Genomic DNA, 17,075 nt, shown 5'->3' with positions numbered 1-17,075 from the left:
GGACGACACATTCCGGTCGCGGCTGAAGCCCCTCCCACAACCACTTCGATTCCGGATGCCGATGAACGACAACGCCACCACCGCGGACAGCGCTGCGGCCCCCAAGCCCAAGGCCAAGCTCGGCACCCTGCGCGCCCTGTGGCCCTTCGTGCGCCAGCACGGCGGACTGTTCACCGCGTGGCTGCTGGCGCTGGCGCTGGCGTCCGCGGCGACGCTGAGCCTGCCGGTCGCGTTCCGGCAGATGATCGACAACGGCTTCACCGACGGCGCGAACATCAACCGTGCGTTCCTGTTCCTGTTCGTGGTGGCGGTCGTGCTGGCGCTGGCCAGCGCGGCGCGCTTCTACTTCGTGTCCCTGCTGGGCGAAAAGGTCGTCGCGGACCTGCGCGGCCAGCTGTACGGACACCTGATCGGACTGGATGCCGAATTCCATGACCGCAGCCGTAGCGGCGAGCTCGTATCGCGACTGTCCGCCGACAGCGAACTTCTGCGCACGGTAGTGGCCACCAGCATGTCGGTGGCGCTGCGCAGCAGCGTCACCGTGATCGGCAGCCTGGCGATGCTGTTCGTCACCAGCCCCCGACTGGCGGCCTTCGCGCTGATCGGCATCCCCCTGGCGGTGCTGCCCATCGTGCTGGGTGCCCGCCGACTGGAGAAAGCGTCGCGCGCCAGCCAGGACCGCGTGGCCGATGCCAACACGCTGGCCAGCGAAACCCTGGGTGCCGTCCGCACCGTGCAGGCGCACGCACGCGAACCCTACGAACGTGGCCGCTTCGGTGCCGCCATCGCGACCGCCGTGGAAACCGCCCGCAAGCGCATCCGCGCGCAGGCATGGGTGACAGCAGCGGCCATCACCCTGATCTTCGGCGCGATCACGCTGGTGCTCTGGTCGGGCGCGCATGACGTGATCGACGGCACGATGAGCGCGGGCACGCTGGGCCAGTTCGTGCTGTATGCGCTGATCGGCGGCGGATCGGTCGGTGCACTGGCCGAGGTATGGAACGAACTGCAACGCGCGGCCGGTGGCATGGGCCGCATCGCGGAGTTGCTGGGCGAAACACCTGTCATCCAGGCGCCGACACAACCCTGCACGTTGCCGCAGCCGGTCAAAGGCGAGATCCGCTTCGACAACGTCTCGTTCCACTACCCGTCGCGCCCCGACCTGCCCGCGCTGGACGGCTTCGACCTCACCGTCGAGCCCGGCGAAACCGTCGCCCTGGTCGGACCGTCCGGCGCAGGCAAGAGCACCGTGTTCTCGATGTTGCTGCGCTTCCACGATGCGCAGACCGGCAGCGTGCGTGTCGATGGCGTGGACCTGCGAGAGCTGGATCCTTCCGCCCTGCGAGAACACATCGCGCTGGTGCCACAGCAGCCCACCATCTTCGCAGCCAGTGCTGCGGAGAACATTCGCTACGGCAAGCTGGATGCCACCGATGCCGAGCTGCAGGCGGCGGCCGAGGCGGCGGAGGCGGACGACTTCCTGCGCGAGTTGCCGGAAGGCTTCGACAGCCAGCTCGGCGAACGTGGCGCGCGCCTGTCGGGCGGCCAGCAGCAGCGCATCGCCATCGCCCGGGCGCTACTGAAGGATGCGCCCATCCTGCTGCTGGACGAAGCCACCAGCGCGCTCGACGCACAGAGCGAGCGCGCGGTGCAGCAGGCACTGGAAAGGCTGATGGAGGGCCGCACCACCCTGGTCATCGCGCATCGGCTGGCCACCGTGTTGAAGGCCGACCGCATCGTGGTGATGGACCGTGGCCGCATCGTCGCGCAGGGCACGCATACGGAACTGCTGGCGCAGGACGGCCTGTACGCCGAGCTTGCGCGACTGCAGTTTCTGGACTGACCCTGCCGGGAGGCCATCCGAGGGCGGCTTGCACTGCGATGCGGCAGGCCAGGACCGGAGCCCGCGCATGATCCAGGAATCACTTGCGCCTTTGCTGCGTTGGCCTGGGCACCACGCTGATCCTGCTGACCAGCGCACGGGTCGTCACGGCGGAACGCCGCGAAGGCGCTGATGCCACGGGAAGCCGGGCGATGTCGCGCCTGGCGCTGCAGGCGGAGGAGGCCGCTCATCGTGGCGACTCCGGTACGGATGCGTTGGCTGACGAAGTACGCCTGCTGCGCCTCCCGTTGCAGGACAACGACCTGGCCGACGAGGTCTTCGAGAACCCCTGGTTCCAGTGGTTCGGCCTGCTGGGTACGGGCCTGATCGCCGCTTCATTCTTTGCCGAATGGCGACTCAGGCGCGACATCGCGCTTGCGGCGCGCGCTGCGGCACCGCCGGATGGCGGCGCCTGGCCCTTACGCGGCGGCTTCCGCCTGGACCAGCGCCATCGCGCGTCGCGGGCGGCTGGGGAAGGCATGGCGCACGATGCGCCAGCAGACCTGCCCGAACTGGGTGAGCAGCGTGCCCGTGTTGTAGTGCTGGCCGTAGCGGGCACAGATCGCGCGCACCTCGCGTGCCATCTCGGCGTAACGGTTGGCCGGGATATCGGGGAAGAAGTGGTGCTCGATCTGGTGGCTCAGGTTGCCCGACAGCACGTTGATCAGGAATCCGCCGCGCAGGTTGGACGAACCACGCAACTGGCGCAGGTACCAGTGGCCACGTGACTCGTTCTTGATGCATTCCTTGGGGAACGTCTCCGCATTGGCGGTGAAATGCCCGCAGAAGATGATCACGTAGGTCCACACGTTGCGCAGGCCGTTGGCGACCAGGTTGCCCAGCAGTACCGGCAGGAAGAAAGGCCCAGCCAGCGCCGGATAGATCACGTAGTCCTTGGCCAGCTGGCGCCCCATCTTGCGCACCACCGGGGCGGACTTGCGACGCAGCTGCTGGGTGGTCATCTTGCCGTGCCACCAGCGGCCCAGCTTGAGGTCCTGGATGGCGATGCCCCACTGGAACAGCAGCGCGAACACCACCGCGACCACCGGCTGCGCCAGGTAGAAAGGCTTCCACTTCTGCTCCGGGAAGATGCGCAGCAGGCCATAGCCGATGTCGTCGTCCATGCCACGCACGTTGGTGTACGTGTGGTGGCGGAAATTGTGCGTGTGCCGCCAGTTCTCGCTGGTGGCGACAATGTCCCAGTCGTAGGTCTTGCCGTTGAGCTGCGGGTCGCCCAGCCAGTCGTACTGGCCATGGATCACGTTATGGCCCAGCTCCATGTTGTCGAGGATCTTGCCCAGGCCCAGCGACAGTGCGCCCAGCGCCCACAGCACCCAGAACAGCCAGCCCACCGCGCTGTCGGCCAGCCACAGGCCACCGGCGATCGCGGCGGCGAGCAACAGCACGCGGCCGGCCAGGTTGGTGTAACGCACCGCTTTGACCACGTTGCGGATATAGCGCGCATCGCGCTGGCCCAGCGTCGCCACGGTACGCGCACGCAGGGCGTCCAGCTCCTCGCCGAAGCGATCCAGTTCGTCGGTGGTGAGACTGCGGTTGGGGGGGGAGGAAAGGGTCGCCATTACAGATCCAGCTCGATGTCGGTGGCGGCGCTGTGGATGCACAGCTTCAACGCCTGGGTGGGTTCATGCATCAGCGCGCCACTGGGCAGGTGGCGCGTGCTGCCGGCGGACTTGCCGCAGGCGCAGGTATTGCAGATGCCCATGCGGCAGCCGGACGGCGGATTGAGGCCGTGCTGCTCCAGGGCCACCAGCAGGGATTCGCCACGCGGCACGCGCAGCGTGCGCCCGCTGCGTTGCAGGCGGATGTCGACCTCGCCCTCGTCCACCACCAGTACCGGCGGGGCGGTGAACGCTTCGGCCTGGAACGAGGCCACGCGCGAGGCCAGCAGGCCACGCGCGGTTTCGACGAACCCGCCCGGCCCGCAGGCGATCACCTGTTGCATGGCGGGATCGCCCGTCTGCGCGGAGAGCACCGTGTCATCGATCCGGCCTTCGGCTTCGTCGCCGGCCGACGCGGCTTCGCGCGTGAGCAGCAACCGGAAGTGGAAACCCGGATGGGCGGCGGTGAGCGTCCGCAGTTCGTCGAGGAAGCAGGCCTCCTCGCGCCGGCGCACCCAGTAAAGCAGCGTCAGCCCGACCGGCATGCCCTGCCCGGCCAGTTCACGCACCAGCGCCATGAGCGGAGTGATGCCGCTGCCCGCGGCGAGCAGCAGATAGGCGCCTGTCGGCGCTGCCGGCAGCGTCATGTCGCCGAACGCCTGCCCCAGCTCGACGATCTCGCCCATGCGGGCCGTCGAGTGCAGGTAACGGCTGACCTTGCCGCCCTCGATCGCCTTCACCGTCACCGGCAGCAACCCGTCCGCCCGCGGGGGCGACGTCAGGCTGTAGCTGCGGGTAACCCGCACCCCATCGATCTCGATGCCCAGGTTCACATGCTGGCCAGCGCGATGGCCAGCCCAGTGGCGGTTCGGCTTGAACAGCAGGGTGACCGCGTCCGCGGAGGCGGATTCGCGGGCGACAAGCCGGGCCAGCGGGCGCTCCCAGGTCCAGGTGCGATGCAAGCGGGTGGCCCAGAAATCGAACACATCCGGCTTGACGAGCGGCCGGATCAGCCGTTTCAGGGGACCGGGCCGGCGGGGGGACGGACGGATCTGGGCATTCATGGCCAGCACTATACCCCTGCAAGGACGGATGTGTATACAGTTGTATATTAATTTACGAGGCTATGATGCCCCCATCACTCCGCACGTCCGGCCTTCCCGCGTGACTTCATACCCGCAACCGCTGCCCCACGACGACAACGGCCCCGGCCGCAAGGCGTCGATCTCGCGCGAAGACCTGATGGCGGCCGCGCTGAAACTGGTGGGCCCGCATCGCAGCGTGTCCACGCTGAGCCTGCGCGAAGTGGCCCGCGAGGCCGGCATCGCCCCCAACAGCTTCTATCGCCAGTTCCGCGACATGGACGAGCTGGCCGTCGCGTTGATCGATCTGGCCGGCCGCTCGCTGCGCAAGATCATCGGCGAGGCGCGCCACCGCGCCTACAGCAGCGACCGCAGCGTGGTGCGCGGCTCGGTGGAGGCGTTCATCGAACAGCTGCGCGCCGACGACAAGCTGCTGCACGTGCTTTTGCGCGAAGGCAATGTGGGTTCGGATGCGTTCAAGCACGCGGTGGAGCTCGAGCTGCAGTTCTTCGAAGAAGAGCTGTGCATGGACCTGGTGCGGCTGGCCACGCGCGACAACGCCCCGCTGTACGAACCGGCGCTGGTATCCAAGGCCATCACCCGGCTGGTGTTCGCGATGGGCGCCACGGCGATGGATCTGCCGCCGGAGAAGGATCAGGAACTGATCGAGCAACTGTCCGAGATGGTCCGCATGATCATCACCGGCTCGCGCGCGCTGGCCTCCCGCGGGGGCGGCCAACGCTGACGGACCGGCAACGCGCCCATCAGGGTTCGATGCTGATCGGCGTACCCACCGGCACGCGTTGCCAGATCGCTTCCATTTCCGCGTTGGTCACGGCAATGCAGCCCTCCGTCCAGTCAGCGCGTGAACCCGGCGGGGTGGCGCCATGGATCATGATGTCGCCGCCCGGATCGACGCCACGCGCAAGCGCCTGTCGACGGTCGGCCGCATCCGGATAGGAAATGCGCAACGACAGATGGAAGCGGCTGCGTCCGTTGCGGTAGGTGATGCGGTAATCGCCTTCCGGCGTGCGCTGGTCGCCCTGCTCGCGCTTGTGCCCCACCGGTGCGCCCCCCAGGACGATGCGATACGTGGCGAGGGTGCGCCCACCGCGCAACAGCGCCATGCGGCGCTGCGCCTTTTGGACACGGATCGCGTCGGCTTGCTGCGCAGCGGGCAGCAAGGGCGGCGGCCAATCCCCGTGTTCGCGCGCCTGCGACGACGGCCCCAACACAGCCAGCAACGCGAACATCCAGCGCCAGGCGCTCATGCCGGTAACGCCCGCGCCAGCAGGGGCGCTGCGTCCACCTCCGCCGGAAGCGTGCCGAACGCCAGGCCATGCTCCCCGCCCAACCGGCTGCGGATGAACAAGGTCGCGGCCGGACTGCCCGCGCGCAGCAGCACCGACGCCTGCAACGCAAGCGCCAGACGCTCCACCAGCAGGCGCGCACCGGCTTCGCGGGCGGCGGCGAGGTCGACACGCAGGCGATCGACGAACGCATCGAACGTCGCATCGTGCCCGGAAGCGGCGGCCAGTTCGTCGCCTACCGCCTGCACGGTCTCGGGTTCGCGCGCGAGGGCGCGCAGTACGTCGAGGCACTGGATGTTGCCACTGCCTTCCCAGATCGAGTTCAACGGCGCCTGCCGGTACAGCCGCGGCAGGATCGATTCTTCCACGTAGCCGGCACCGCCCAGGCATTCCTGCGCCTCGTTGACAAACGCGGGCGCGCGCTTGCAGAGCCAGTATTTTCCGGCGGCCGTGGCAATGCGCGCGAAGGCGGCCTCGCGTGGATCGCGCGGCGCCGTATCCACCGCGCGTGCCACGCGCAGCGCGAAGGTGGTCGCCGCCTCGGACTCCAGCGCCAGATCGGCCAGCACGTTGCGCATCAGGGCGTGTTCCACAAGCGCCTTGCCGAACGTGCGGCGATGGCGCGCATGATGCATTGCCTGCGCCAGCGCCATCCGCATCTCGGCGGATGACCCCAGCATGCAGTCGAGTCGGGTCAGCATCACCATCTCGATGATGGTGGCCACACCGCGTCCTTCGTCGCCGACACGCCATGCCTGCGCGCCAGTGAATTCCACTTCGCTCGACGCATTCGCCCAGTCGCCCAGCTTGTCCTTCAGCCGCACCAGCCGGAATGCATTCTTCGCACCGCCTTCCCGCCGGCGCGGCATCAGGAAGCACGTCAGCCCGCCCGGCGCCTGTGCCAGCACCAGGAAGCCATCGCACATCGGCGCGGAGAAGAACCACTTGTGCCCGACCAGCGTGTAGGTGCCGTCGGCGTCCGGCGTGGCGGTGGTGGCGTTCGCCCGCACGTCGGAACCGCCCTGCTTTTCGGTCATGCCCATGCCCAGCGTGATGCCGGTCTTGCCGCCAATAGGCACGTCGCGCGGATCGTAGTGCGGCGCGGCCGCCTTCGTCGCCCATTCGCGCAGCGCAGGCTCGCGCTGCAGGACGGGGACGGCCGCATGCGTCATCGTCAGGGGACAACTGGTGCCCGCTTCCGCCTGGTGATGCAGATAACTCAACGCAGCGCGCGCGACGTGTGCGCCGGGCAACGGCTCGTGCCACGACAGGCCGGCGACACCATGCGTCTTCGCCGCCTCCATCAGCTGGTGATAGGCGGGATGGAATTCCACCAGGTCGATGCGATGGCCGTGCTGGTCATGGGTGCGCAGGCGCGGCCGGTCCCGATTCGCATCGAAGCCAAGACGGTAGAGCGCGTCGCCCGCCAGCGCGCCATAGGTCGCCAGCCGGGGGGCGAACGCGCCTGCGCCATCACGCATCACGCACTCGCGCAACACGATGTCGTCCGCCCACAGGTCGCGAGGCGCGAAAAGAGGTGGCTGGTTCTCCACGGAATGCGTTTGGAACGGAGGAAGTTCGCTCATCGTCAGTTCCCGTTGCACGCCCGGATTCTCGCGCAATTCAGCGCGGCGCGTGGATGCGCTGCGGGCCCTGCCACTGATTGCAATGCCCCTACACTGAGGGGGAGAGGTCGCGAAGCGTCCCGAGGAACGCCTGCTTCAGCTGCAGCTTGCGGAAGAAGCCGTGCTGCGTGCCGCTCAGCACCCGCAGCATGTGGCCGCGCCCACCCGGCAGCCGGCCCATCGGGAGGAACGCCAGATCGCGGGCATGCGCGATGAGGTCCCGGTCGGACTGGAAGATCGGGGTCAGCCAGCGGCTCCAGAACTGGTAGACGCCGACATGCGCCCGGCGTCCGCGCTGATACGCCTCCAGCGCCGCCAGGACATCGCCCTGCACGCGCAGCGCGTCGCGCAGGGCCATCGCGTCCATCAGCGCCATGTTGACGCCCTGGCCCAACTGCGGACTCATGCCATGCGCGGCGTCCCCGATCACGACGAGACGGTCCCTGTACCACTGCCGCAGGGTCACGTCGCGATAGCTGGCGCGCGCGAGTTGGTCGGCGTCCACGGTGTCGGCCAGGCAGGCGTCGGCCTCGGGCCACAGGCCTGCCACTTCCTCGCGCCATGCCGGCAGACCGCGCGCGCGCCAGGCATCGAAGTCGCTGACGGGCAGACTCCAGAAGAAGCTCAACCGCGGTATTCCATCACCGGGCCGGGTGCCCACCGGCAGCAACCCGATCATCTTGCGCGCGGCCACGTAACGCTGGCGCAGCTCATCATTCCAGCGCCAATCGCCCTGTGGCACCAGTCGCCACAACGCACCCCACGGATAGACGGCCTCGCGCTTCACGGCTCGGGTGGCCACGCGCAGTCGTGAAGCCGAACCGTCAGCGCTCACCACCAGGTCGAACGGACCATGCCAGCGGCCATGCTGGTCGCGTACGCGACGCGTATCGTCACTGACGGCCTCGATGGCGTGACCACGATGGATCTCGCCCTGCCCCGCCCATGCCTCCGCCAGCAGCGTGAACAACGCTCCGCGCTGCATGCCCAGCCCGAACAAGTGCGCGTCCAGTCCGGCGTAGCGCATGTCCATCACCGCACGACCGCAGGGCGTTTCGCCATACAGGCGATTGACCCGCCGGCCATGCGCCAGCACATCGGGCAGCAGGCCCAGTTCCCACAGCACCTGCAGTCCGGTCGGTTGCAGCAGGAAGCCCGCGCCGACCGGCCCGGGTTGTTCCGCACGTTCGAAGACCTCCACCCGGTGGCCGTCGCGCGCCAGCAGCAGCGCCGCAGCCTGGCCAGCGGTGCCATAACCGACGATGGCGATGTGCAGGGAGTCCATCGGGTACCGCGTTCCTTTCCTGCCGGACGTGCGATGCGCCGGAATGCAGGCGTTAAAAAACCCCGCCGGAGCGGGGTTCAAGAAAATCGTCTTGGATCAGGCTGCCGGCGTGATGTTGGACGCCTGTGCACCCTTCGGGCCCTGGGTCAGCTCGTAACTGACGCGCTGGCCTTCCTGCAGGCTGCGGAAGCCCTTGCTGTTGATGGCGGTGTGGTGCGCAAAGACATCGGCGCTGCCATCTTCTGGCGCGATGAATCCGAAGCCCTTGGCATCGTTGAACCATTTCACGGTACCGTACGGCATAGCGCTTGTATTTCCTTTTCTGGATGCGGGTGGAATGTGCGGCGATGACGCCGCACACGCCGAGTATGCAAAGGCCGGCGCGCGTTGACAATCACCTGCGTGCGAGCGCCGCCACCAGGGCCGGGATCCCGGCCGATGCAGCGGCCACGTTCGCCAGCACCTCGTCCATCGTGATTTCCTCGTCGGTGCCGCAACCCGCCGCCCAGTTGGCGACGATGGCCAGGCAGGCGTATTCCAGGCCCATTTCCCGTGCCAGACCGGCTTCGGGCATGCCCGTCATGCCGACCAGATCGCAGCCATCGCGGCGCATCCGGCGTATCTCGGCGCGGGTCTCCAGACGCGGTCCCTGCGTGGCCCCGTAGCAGCCGCCATCCACCAGATCCACGCCGGCCTCGCGGGCCGCGGAGAGGATCTGCTGACGAAGTAAATGCGTGTACGGATCACCGAAGTCGACATGCAGCACCTCGCTGCCGGGCTCCTCGCAGATCGTCGAGATCCGGCCCCAGGTGTAATCGATCAGTTGGTCCGGGCACGCCAGTACACGCGGACCGCAGGCATCGGTGATGCCGCCGACGGTGTTCAACGCCAGCACCCGGGTGGCGCCGAGGTCCTTCAGCACCTGCAGGTTGGCGCGGTAGTTGACCAGGTGCGGCGGCACCGAATGGCCCTCGCCGTGGCGGGCAAGGAACGCCACGCGTCGCCCGTCCAGCGTGCCGATGCGGACAGGGCCGGACGGCGCACCGAAACGGGTGTGCAGCTCCTTCGTCTCCACGTCCTGCAGGTCGGCGAGCCTGTAGACGCCGGTACCGCCGATGACGGCAAGCGCGATGTCGGCCATGGTCAGTCCTTCAGCGCGTAGATACCCGGCAGGTTGCGACCCTGCTCGTGGTAGTCCATGCCGAAACCGAACACATAGCGGTCCGCGACTTCCAGCCCTACGTAGTCGGCGCAAATGCCCGGCACGCAGCGATCATGCTGCTTGGTGGTCAGCGCGGCGATGCGCACGTCGGTGGCGCCCTGCTCCAGGCACCACTGCTTCACTGCAAGCAGCGTATGGCCTTCGTCGAGGATGTCGTCCACCAGCAGCACACGGCGACCGTAGAGTGCGGTCGCGGGGCGATGCTTCCACACCAGCTCCCCGCCCGTGGTCTCGCCGCGATAGCGGGTGGCGTGCAGGTAGTCGAACTCCAGGTCCAACCCCAGCGCGCCCAGTTCCAGCGACAGCTGTCCGGCGAACGGAAGCGCGCCGTGCATGATGGTCAGGTAGACCGGCACCTCGCCCGCGTAGTCACGCGCGATCGGCGCGGCCATCGTGGCGATGGCGCGGTCTATCGTCGCGCGGTCGACCAGCAGGTCGGCATTGGCCAGCGCGTCGGCCAGCTTCGGCTTCGGATTGCCCAGCGATTCCATCATGCAACTCCCGTGAGACTGTCGAGCACGCGCGCCTGTGTGTCGCCATAGCGCGCATCGGCGATCAGGCCGTCCCACCCCAGTGCGCCACGGCCCAGTACCCCGAGCACGGCGGCGGTATTCAGTGCGCGGCCTTCCACCGCCTTCAGCGACTCGTCCACCAGCTTGGGCGAACACACCAGCACCACGTCGCATCCGGCGTCCAGGTGGTCATGGATGCGCTGTTTCACGCCGCCTGCCGAGAATGCCGCGGCCATGCCGATGTCGTCCGAGAACACCACCCCGCGGAAACCCATCTCGTCGCGCAGGATCTTCTGGATCCAGAACGGCGAGTAACCCGCCGGTTCCGGTGCCACCGCCGGATATTTCACGTGCCCCATCATCACCGCATCGGCCTTGGCCTCGATGCCGGCGACGAACGGAACCAGGTCCTCGGCGCGCAGTACGTCCAGGCCGCGCGGATCGACGGCGTCGTCGAAGTGGGTGTCTTCCAGCACCGTGCCGTGGCCGGGGAAGTGCTTCAGCGTGGCCGCCATGCCGGCCGCGTGCATGCCGCGGATGTACGCGCGGGTGAACTCGGCCACGATCTGCGGATCGGCGTCGAAGGCGCGATTGCCGATGGCGCGGTTGCCACGCGCAAGGTCCACCACCGGCGCAAAGCTCAGGTCCACGCCGCTGGCGAGAATCTCGCTGGCCATCAGCCACGCGTGCTCTTCGGCGCGCTGCAGCGCCAGCTGCGGCTCCCGCGCATAGAGCTTGCCGAAGCCTTCCAGCGCCGGCAGATCGCTGTAACCGTCGCGGAAGCGCTGCACGCGCCCGCCTTCCTGGTCCACGCAGACCAGCTGCGGACGCGGCGCGGCGGCGCGGATGGCCTGCGACAGTTCCGCCACCTGCGCACGCGAGGCGAAGTTGCGGGTGAACAGGATGACGCCTGCGACGGCGTCGTGTTGCAGCCAGTCGCGTTCCTGCGCGGTGAGTTCTGTGCCGGCGATGCCGATGACGAGCATGGGGTGTTCCTCAGGGAATATCGGTGGCGGTGCGTTCGTCGTCGGACCACTGTCCGTATGGACGCGACGCCAGGGCAAGATTGTAATAGCGGGCGGTGTCGGTGACCTGTTTGCCGGCCCAGGCAGGTTTCACGAAGTCTTCATCGGCACGGTCAAGTTCGATTTCCGCCACCACCAGCCCCGCGTTGGCGCCCACGAACTCGTCGACTTCCCACAGGTGGCCTTCGTGCCGCACGTAGTGCCGACGCTTGTCGATCACGCCGCCCACGCACAGCGCCAGCAACGCGCGGGCGTCGGCAACGGGGATGGCGTAGTCGAATTCCTGCCGGGTGGCGCCCAGCTCGCGCGATTTCAGGTTGAGGAAGGCGGCATCGCCCTGGATGCGCACGCGCACCGAGGCCTTCTGTTCACCGCGATCCATCGCCCCCATGTCGTTGATGTAGCCCTGCGCCATCGGCACGACCTCGTGCGCGGCATCGCGCCAGGCGTCGCCGGTGACCAGGAATTTGCGTTCGATTTCGATGCCCATCGAGTGAAGCCCTGCGTTGTTGTAGGAGGGGCTTCAGCCCCGACCGCTTTTCCCGATCGTCCCGGTGTCGGGGCCGAAGCCCCTCCAGCAGGGATCACTTCCTTTCGAACAGCGCGATGCTCTCCACATGCGCCGTGTGCGGGAACATGTCCATCACGCCGGCCGACACCAGCGTGTAGCCCTGCTCGTTGACCAGGTAACCCGCGTCGCGTGCCAGCGAGCCTGGATGGCAGCTGACGTAGACGATGCGGTCGAACTGCCTGAGCGGTAACTGCTGCAGCACCTCGATGGCACCGGAACGCGGCGGATCGAGCAGCAGCTTGTCGAAGCCCTGGCGCATCCACGGCGTACCACGCTGGTCCTGGGTCAGGTCCGCCGCGTGGAAGTGCGCGTTGACCAGCCCGTTGCGGACGGCATTGTCGCGCGCACGCACGACAAGACCCGCCTCGCCTTCCACGCCCACGACCTCGCCCACCAGGCGTGCCATCGGCAGGGTGAAGTTGCCCAGTCCGCAGAACAGGTCGAGCACACGGTCCTGCGGCTGCGGGTCGAGCAGTTCGAAAGTCCGCGCGATCATCTTCTCGTTGAGCGCCGCGTTCACCTGGATGAAGTCCAGCGGACGGAAGGCCAGCGACACGTCCCACGGCGCCAGCGCGAACGCCAGCTGCGGCGCCTCCGGCCACAAGGCATGCACGCTTTCCAGTCCGCCCGGCTGCAGGAAGATGGCGAAACGGGTGGCCTGGCCGAACGTCGCGAGCTTCCCGCGGTCGCCCTCGCTCAGCGGCAGCAGATGGCGGAACACCAGCGCGATGCCACTGAAGTCCGCATCGGCGTCGCCCGCGATGAATTCGATCTGAGGGATGTGCTCGCGCGCGTCGAGGCTTTCGACCAGCTCGGCCAGCGCGGTGATCTTCGTGCCGATCCCCGGGATGACGGTGTGGCATTCGGACAGGTCGGCGACGAAACGCGGATCCTGTTCGCGGAAACCGACCAGCGTCTTGTCCTTCTTGTTGACCCGGCGCACGGAGAAGCGGCCCTTGCGGCGGTATCCCCAGGCGGCACCGGTCAGCGGCGGCAGCACCGCCCGTGGCGTGACGTGGCCGATGCGCTCCAGGTTCTCCAGCAGCACTCGCTGCTTGGCCTCGATCTGCCGGGCCTCGTCCAGGTGCTGCAGCACGCAGCCGCCACAGGTGCCGAAATGCGGGCAACGTGGCGTGACGCGGTCGGGGGAAGCATCCAGCACCTCGAGCGCCTTCGCTTCGTCGAAATGGCGGTTCTTGGCCGTCTGTTCGGCCATCACCCGCTCGCCCGGCAATGCGCCGGAAACGAACACGGCCTTGCCATCGCGGCGGGCGACGCCCCGTCCGTCGTGGGTCAGGTCGGTGATGGTGGCTTCGAAGGGGGTCTTGTCGATGCGGGGGGAGCGGGTACGTGCCACGTGGCGTCAGGCTGCGTGTGTTGGCGGGGCCGCATTGTCGCATGGGCGCCGCCCGCCCCCGCCGACGCTAAGATGGGACCAGTCCGCAGGATGCCCGACCATGACCCTCACCGACGGCACGATGCCGATGCTCCTGCTGGTGGAAGACGACCCCATCAGTGCCGAGTTCCTGTCGGCCGCCCTGTCCGCACTGCCTGCGCGCGTGCAGCGCGCGGCGGACTGCGCGCAGGCGCTGGCGTTTCCGCTCGCCTTCGACGCGTGGTTGATCGACGCCAACCTGCCCGACGGCACCGGAGCGGCGCTGCTGCAATGCCTGCGCGCGCGCCATCCGTCCACGCCCGCATTGGCGCATACGGCCGATGCGACACCCGCAACACGCGAACAGCTGGTCCAGGCCGGCTTCGCCGATGTGCTGGTCAAGCCACTCTCGGCTCAGGCACTGCAACGCGCAGTGCGCGATGTGCTGGCAGGCGGCACCAGCCTCCCGTCGGCGCAGGCGCTTCCCGACTGGGACGAAGCTGCCGCACTTGCCGCACTCGCCGGCAATCGCGAACACGCGGTGCTGCTGCGGGAGTTGTTCCTGTCCGAGTTGCCCGCGGCAACTGCGGCCTGCCTGGAGGCGTTCACCCGTGCGGATGAAGCAGCGCTGCGCGCCCAGTTGCACCGGCTGCAGGCCAGCTGCGGCTTCGCAGGGGCCCGTGCGCTGGCCGGTGTCGCGGCCCGCTGGCATGCAGCGCCCACCGACGCGGGGCTGCGCGACGCCTTTGCCGAAGCGAGCAGACGCCTGCTGTCGCCGGCCGCCTGACGCCATCAGTCCGTCGTGGCGCTGCGGTGTTTCAGGCGCCCCAGGTCACCGATCATTTCCCACGATTTGAGCCCCCTCGGGCCGAGATGGTGCGCCAGCACCGAACGCATCGGCAAACGCAGGCTGACGAGATCGTCGGGCGAAGGCGTCGCATCCTTCGCCAAGGCGAGCAGCGCGCGACCGGTGGCCGCCTGGCTGCGCTCCCCGTGGCCGCGATCGCTGTGCAGGCGACGCGGGCCGTGCTCCGGATCCAGCAGGTAGCGCGCCGCCGGGTCCACCGGCTCACCATCGCCATCCACATCGAGCGCGAAGCCGACACCCAGTGCGTCCAGCAGGTCGCGTTCGAACCGTCGCAGCGACCACGCCAGTCCGTCACGCAACCGCAGTCGTTCGCGTGCCTGCGCATAGGCGTCGAAAAGCTCGGGCAGCGGATCGTGGCGCGGTACCAGCCGCAGCACGAGTTCACTGAGATAGAACGCGGCCAGCATGGCGTCGCCGGCGGGCTGCGGTGCCGCGTCCAGCGCCTCCGCGCTCACCAGCCGCGCCAGTTCGCCCCGCAGGTCGCAATCAAGCCGGATGCATTGCAGCGGCTGCAGCGCGGCGCGCAGGACATGCTTCTTCGGCCCCTGCACACCCCGCGCGACCAGCCCCAGGCGTCCCTGTTCCCGGCCCAGGACTTCGACCAGCAGGCTGGTCTCGCGCCAGGGGCGCGCATGCAGGACGAAGGCGGTCTCGCCGGTGATGCGCATTCAGGCCCGCGCGGGCTCATTCATACCCGAAGGCCTTGAGTGCGGTCTCGTCGTCGGACCAGCCCTCGCGCACGCGCACCCAGGTTTCAAGGAACACCTTGCGGCCGAACAGATGCTCCATCTGCTGGCGCGACTTGCTGCCGATCTCCTTCAGCCGCGCGCCGCCCTTGCCGATCACGATGGCCTTCTGGCTCTCGCGCTCCACCCAGATCACCGCACCGATGCGGGCCAGCTCGCCTTTCGGCGAGTCTTCGGTGGTGAAGTTCTCGATTTCGACGGTGGTGGCGTACGGCAGCTCTGCGCCCAGCTGGCGCATCAACTGTTCGCGCACCAGTTCGGCCGCGAGGAAACGCTCGCTGCGGTCGGTGATCTCGTCTTCGCCGAACATCGGTGGCTGCTCCGGCAGTAGCGCCAGGATGTCCTTCACCAACGCGTCCAGGCCATTGCGTTTCAGCGCGGACACCGGATGCACAGCGGCAAATTGCCGGTCCTGCGCGACCTCGGCGAGGAAAGGCAACATCGCCGCCTTTTCCTTGATCCGGTCGACCTTGTTGACCACCAGCACCACCGGAATCCCCGCATCGCGCAGCACGTTGTAGGCCAGCGTGTCCTCTTCGTCCCAGCGGCCGGCTTCCACCACCATCAGGGCCGCTTCGACCTCTTCCAGCGCACCACGGGCCGCCCGGTTCATCACCCGGCTCATCGCCGAAGCGGAGAACTTGCCCTGCTGCTTGTGCAGGCCCGGCGTATCGACCAGCACGATCTGGCCTGCGGGCCGGTCCTTGTTCGCCGCGAAGGTCGCGATGCCGAGCAGGCGGTGCCGCGTGGTCTGCGGACGGTTGGAGGTGATGCTGACCTTGGCACCGACCAGCGCATTGGTCAGCGTGGACTTGCCCACATTGGGGCGACCGATGACGGCAACACTGCCGCTGCGGTGGGAGGAGGAATCGCTCACCGGGGGGTACTCACTTCGAAATGTCGAGCTTGTCGAGCAGTGCCGCCGCGGCGACCTGCTCGGCGTTGCGGCGCGAGGTGCCCTCGCCGTCCGCCGTCAGCGGCGGATCCAGCGTGGTGCAGCGCGCGAGGAAGAGTTTGGCGTGGTCATCGCCGCTTTCCGAGACCAGTTCGTAGACCGGCAGGGGACGCTGGCGCCCCTGCAGCCATTCCTGCAGGCGGGTCTTGGCATCCTTCTCAGGTCGCCCGACCGGCAGCGCGGCCAGCGATTCCTCGAACCAAGGCAGCACCACGGCCCGGCAGGCATCGAAACCGGCATCGAGATAGATGGCCGCCACGACCGCTTCCAGCGCATCGGCCAGGATGGAGTCGCGACGATGGCCGCCGGACTTCATTTCGCCCGGCCCCATGGTCAGCCGCTCGCCCAGTTGCAGGTGCCGCGCGAGGGTGGCCAATGACGCCTCGCGCACCAGTTCGGCGCGTGCGCGGGTCAGCGCGCCTTCGTCGGCCTTGGGCCAGCGCAGGAACAGGGTTTCCGCGACCAGCAGGTTGACCACACCGTCGCCCAGGAACTCCAGGCGCTCGTTGTGGGGAGCGCCTGCGCTGCGATGCGTCAGGGCCTGCGCAAGCAGGCCCTGGTCGGCGAACGCATGGCCGATGCGGTCAACCGCCAAATCCCTATTCCGCGCCGCGACGCGTCATCGCCTGCTCGGCGGCGAAGTTGCCGACCACATCGAGATTGCCCACCAGGGGGCGGCGCACTTCATAGGCGACCTTCATGTTCCAGCCGCCCTCCATGCGCTCGATCTTCACGTGCGAAGGCTTGATGTTGGTGGCGTAGTTGATGTCGAGGCGGCGGAAGAACAGTTCATGGATCCGGGCCGGATCCATGTCCGCCACGCCCGCCTCGTTGGCCAGTCCCTTCATCGAGGACTTGACCGCGTAGTACTCCTGGTACATCGGGAACAGTCGCATGGCGATGTAGGCGGCGAAGCCCACCACGGCCAGCACCATCAGAAAGCTCATCAATGTCATGCCGCTTTGCTTGCGCTTCATTGCCATTCCCCCGTACTTCCC

General features: G+C 68.0%; 18 protein-coding genes. 3 read left to right on the top strand and 15 right to left on the bottom strand.

The window, feature by feature from the left end; translation table 11 throughout:
• Positions 1 to 61 precede the first annotated feature (61 nt).
• Positions 62 to 1,843, top strand: a complete 1,782-nt coding sequence (locus IB223_RS06800; protein ID WP_192200845.1) for an ABC transporter transmembrane domain-containing protein — start codon at positions 62 to 64, stop codon at positions 1,841 to 1,843.
• Between the two features lie 458 nt (positions 1,844 to 2,301).
• Here the strand turns inward: IB223_RS06800 and IB223_RS06795 are convergent, their stop codons facing one another.
• A complete protein-coding gene (locus tag IB223_RS06795; protein ID WP_192200844.1) occupies positions 2,302 to 3,462 on the bottom strand; it encodes an acyl-CoA desaturase in 1,161 nt (386 codons plus the stop codon).
• On the bottom strand, positions 3,462 to 4,565 hold the full coding sequence (locus IB223_RS06790; protein WP_192200843.1) for a ferredoxin reductase: 1,104 nt from the start codon (positions 4,563 to 4,565) through the stop codon (positions 3,462 to 3,464). Before IB223_RS06790 ends, IB223_RS06795 begins: the two co-directional genes overlap by 1 nt.
• Before the next feature lie 121 nt (positions 4,566 to 4,686).
• Between IB223_RS06790 and fabR the strand changes: the two genes are divergently transcribed.
• Complete coding sequence (gene fabR / locus IB223_RS06785) at positions 4,687 to 5,328, top strand: HTH-type transcriptional repressor FabR (RefSeq protein ID WP_225590959.1); 642 nt, start codon at positions 4,687 to 4,689, stop codon at positions 5,326 to 5,328.
• A 19-nt stretch (positions 5,329 to 5,347) separates the two neighbouring features.
• Here the strand turns inward: fabR and IB223_RS06780 are convergent, their stop codons facing one another.
• From IB223_RS06780 to rlmD, 9 genes are all read right to left on the bottom strand, one after another.
• Complete coding sequence (locus IB223_RS06780; RefSeq protein ID WP_192200841.1) at positions 5,348 to 5,854, bottom strand: L,D-transpeptidase family protein; 507 nt, start codon at positions 5,852 to 5,854, stop codon at positions 5,348 to 5,350.
• Positions 5,851 to 7,479, bottom strand: coding sequence for an acyl-CoA dehydrogenase family protein (locus IB223_RS06775; protein WP_192200840.1), 1,629 nt, complete (start codon positions 7,477 to 7,479; stop codon positions 5,851 to 5,853). The genes IB223_RS06780 and IB223_RS06775 overlap by 4 nt, the downstream gene beginning before the upstream one ends.
• Before the next feature lie 88 nt (positions 7,480 to 7,567).
• Complete coding sequence (locus IB223_RS06770; RefSeq protein ID WP_192200839.1) at positions 7,568 to 8,803, bottom strand: NAD(P)/FAD-dependent oxidoreductase; 1,236 nt, start codon at positions 8,801 to 8,803, stop codon at positions 7,568 to 7,570.
• Between the two features lie 96 nt (positions 8,804 to 8,899).
• Complete coding sequence (locus tag IB223_RS06765) at positions 8,900 to 9,106, bottom strand: cold-shock protein (RefSeq protein ID WP_055942196.1); 207 nt, start codon at positions 9,104 to 9,106, stop codon at positions 8,900 to 8,902.
• Positions 9,107 to 9,197: 91 nt separating this feature from the next.
• Positions 9,198 to 9,944, bottom strand: coding sequence for an S-methyl-5'-thioinosine phosphorylase (locus IB223_RS06760; protein ID WP_192200838.1), 747 nt, complete (start codon positions 9,942 to 9,944; stop codon positions 9,198 to 9,200).
• 2 nt (positions 9,945 to 9,946) lie between these two features.
• Positions 9,947 to 10,516: a hypoxanthine-guanine phosphoribosyltransferase gene (locus IB223_RS06755; RefSeq protein WP_192201277.1), complete on the bottom strand. Its 570-nt coding sequence runs from the start codon at positions 10,514 to 10,516 to the stop codon at positions 9,947 to 9,949.
• Positions 10,516 to 11,523, bottom strand: coding sequence for a beta-N-acetylhexosaminidase (gene nagZ, locus IB223_RS06750; protein ID WP_192200837.1), 1,008 nt, complete (start codon positions 11,521 to 11,523; stop codon positions 10,516 to 10,518). Before nagZ ends, IB223_RS06755 begins: the two co-directional genes overlap by 1 nt.
• A 10-nt stretch (positions 11,524 to 11,533) precedes the next feature.
• The gene (locus IB223_RS06745) at positions 11,534 to 12,052 is read right to left on the bottom strand and encodes a CYTH domain-containing protein (RefSeq protein ID WP_192200836.1); all 519 of its coding nucleotides are present in this window, start codon (positions 12,050 to 12,052) and stop codon (positions 11,534 to 11,536) included.
• 94 nt (positions 12,053 to 12,146) lie between these two features.
• Positions 12,147 to 13,490 carry a 23S rRNA (uracil(1939)-C(5))-methyltransferase RlmD gene (gene rlmD, locus IB223_RS06740; protein ID WP_192200835.1) on the bottom strand — a complete coding sequence of 448 codons (1,344 nt, stop codon included), beginning with the start codon at positions 13,488 to 13,490 and terminating at the stop codon, positions 12,147 to 12,149.
• Positions 13,491 to 13,590: 100 nt separating this feature from the next.
• Here rlmD and IB223_RS06735 point away from each other — a divergent pair, with 100 nt between their 5' ends.
• Entirely contained in the window at positions 13,591 to 14,295 is a 705-nt protein-coding gene (locus tag IB223_RS06735) for a response regulator (protein WP_192200834.1), read from the top strand.
• 5 nt (positions 14,296 to 14,300) lie between these two features.
• Here the strand turns inward: IB223_RS06735 and recO are convergent, their stop codons facing one another.
• Genes recO through IB223_RS06715 form a run of 4 tightly spaced genes read right to left on the bottom strand, consistent with a single transcriptional unit; the run spans position 14,301 to position 17,054 of the window.
• Positions 14,301 to 15,044, bottom strand: coding sequence for a DNA repair protein RecO (recO, locus tag IB223_RS06730; RefSeq protein ID WP_192200833.1), 744 nt, complete (start codon positions 15,042 to 15,044; stop codon positions 14,301 to 14,303).
• A 16-nt stretch (positions 15,045 to 15,060) separates the two neighbouring features.
• Complete coding sequence (gene era, locus IB223_RS06725; protein WP_192200832.1) at positions 15,061 to 15,999, bottom strand: GTPase Era; 939 nt, start codon at positions 15,997 to 15,999, stop codon at positions 15,061 to 15,063.
• 10 nt (positions 16,000 to 16,009) lie between these two features.
• Positions 16,010 to 16,672 carry a ribonuclease III gene (gene rnc, locus IB223_RS06720; RefSeq protein ID WP_192200831.1) on the bottom strand — a complete coding sequence of 221 codons (663 nt, stop codon included), beginning with the start codon at positions 16,670 to 16,672 and terminating at the stop codon, positions 16,010 to 16,012.
• 4 nt (positions 16,673 to 16,676) lie between these two features.
• On the bottom strand, positions 16,677 to 17,054 hold the full coding sequence (locus IB223_RS06715; protein WP_142125079.1) for a DUF4845 domain-containing protein: 378 nt from the start codon (positions 17,052 to 17,054) through the stop codon (positions 16,677 to 16,679).
• Positions 17,055 to 17,075 lie beyond the last annotated feature (21 nt).

Source organism: Pseudoxanthomonas sp. PXM03 (assembly GCF_014852005.1).
Taxonomy (GTDB): Bacteria; Pseudomonadota; Gammaproteobacteria; order Xanthomonadales; family Xanthomonadaceae; genus Pseudoxanthomonas_A.
The sequence above is the reverse complement of the archived record's forward strand: the minus strand, read 5'-3'. Positions and strand labels throughout refer to the sequence as shown.

Coding starts and splice junctions, on each gene's coding strand:
- IB223_RS06800 (WP_192200845.1), top strand. CDS start 62: ATGAACGACAACGCCACCACCGCGGACAGCGCTGCGGCCCCCAAGCCC.
- IB223_RS06795 (WP_192200844.1), bottom strand. CDS start 3,462: ATGGCGACCCTTTCCTCCCCCCCCAACCGCAGTCTCACCACCGACGAA.
- IB223_RS06790 (WP_192200843.1), bottom strand. CDS start 4,565: ATGAATGCCCAGATCCGTCCGTCCCCCCGCCGGCCCGGTCCCCTGAAA.
- IB223_RS06780 (WP_192200841.1), bottom strand. CDS start 5,854: ATGAGCGCCTGGCGCTGGATGTTCGCGTTGCTGGCTGTGTTGGGGCCG.
- IB223_RS06775 (WP_192200840.1), bottom strand. CDS start 7,479: ATGAGCGAACTTCCTCCGTTCCAAACGCATTCCGTGGAGAACCAGCCA.
- IB223_RS06770 (WP_192200839.1), bottom strand. CDS start 8,803: ATGGACTCCCTGCACATCGCCATCGTCGGTTATGGCACCGCTGGCCAG.
- IB223_RS06765 (WP_055942196.1), bottom strand. CDS start 9,106: ATGCCGTACGGTACCGTGAAATGGTTCAACGATGCCAAGGGCTTCGGA.
- IB223_RS06760 (WP_192200838.1), bottom strand. CDS start 9,944: ATGGCCGACATCGCGCTTGCCGTCATCGGCGGTACCGGCGTCTACAGG.
- IB223_RS06755 (WP_192201277.1), bottom strand. CDS start 10,516: ATGGAATCGCTGGGCAATCCGAAGCCGAAGCTGGCCGACGCGCTGGCC.
- nagZ (WP_192200837.1), bottom strand. CDS start 11,523: ATGCTCGTCATCGGCATCGCCGGCACAGAACTCACCGCGCAGGAACGC.
- IB223_RS06745 (WP_192200836.1), bottom strand. CDS start 12,052: ATGGGCATCGAAATCGAACGCAAATTCCTGGTCACCGGCGACGCCTGG.
- IB223_RS06735 (WP_192200834.1), top strand. CDS start 13,591: ATGACCCTCACCGACGGCACGATGCCGATGCTCCTGCTGGTGGAAGAC.
- recO (WP_192200833.1), bottom strand. CDS start 15,044: ATGCGCATCACCGGCGAGACCGCCTTCGTCCTGCATGCGCGCCCCTGG.
- IB223_RS06715 (WP_142125079.1), bottom strand. CDS start 17,054: ATGAAGCGCAAGCAAAGCGGCATGACATTGATGAGCTTTCTGATGGTG.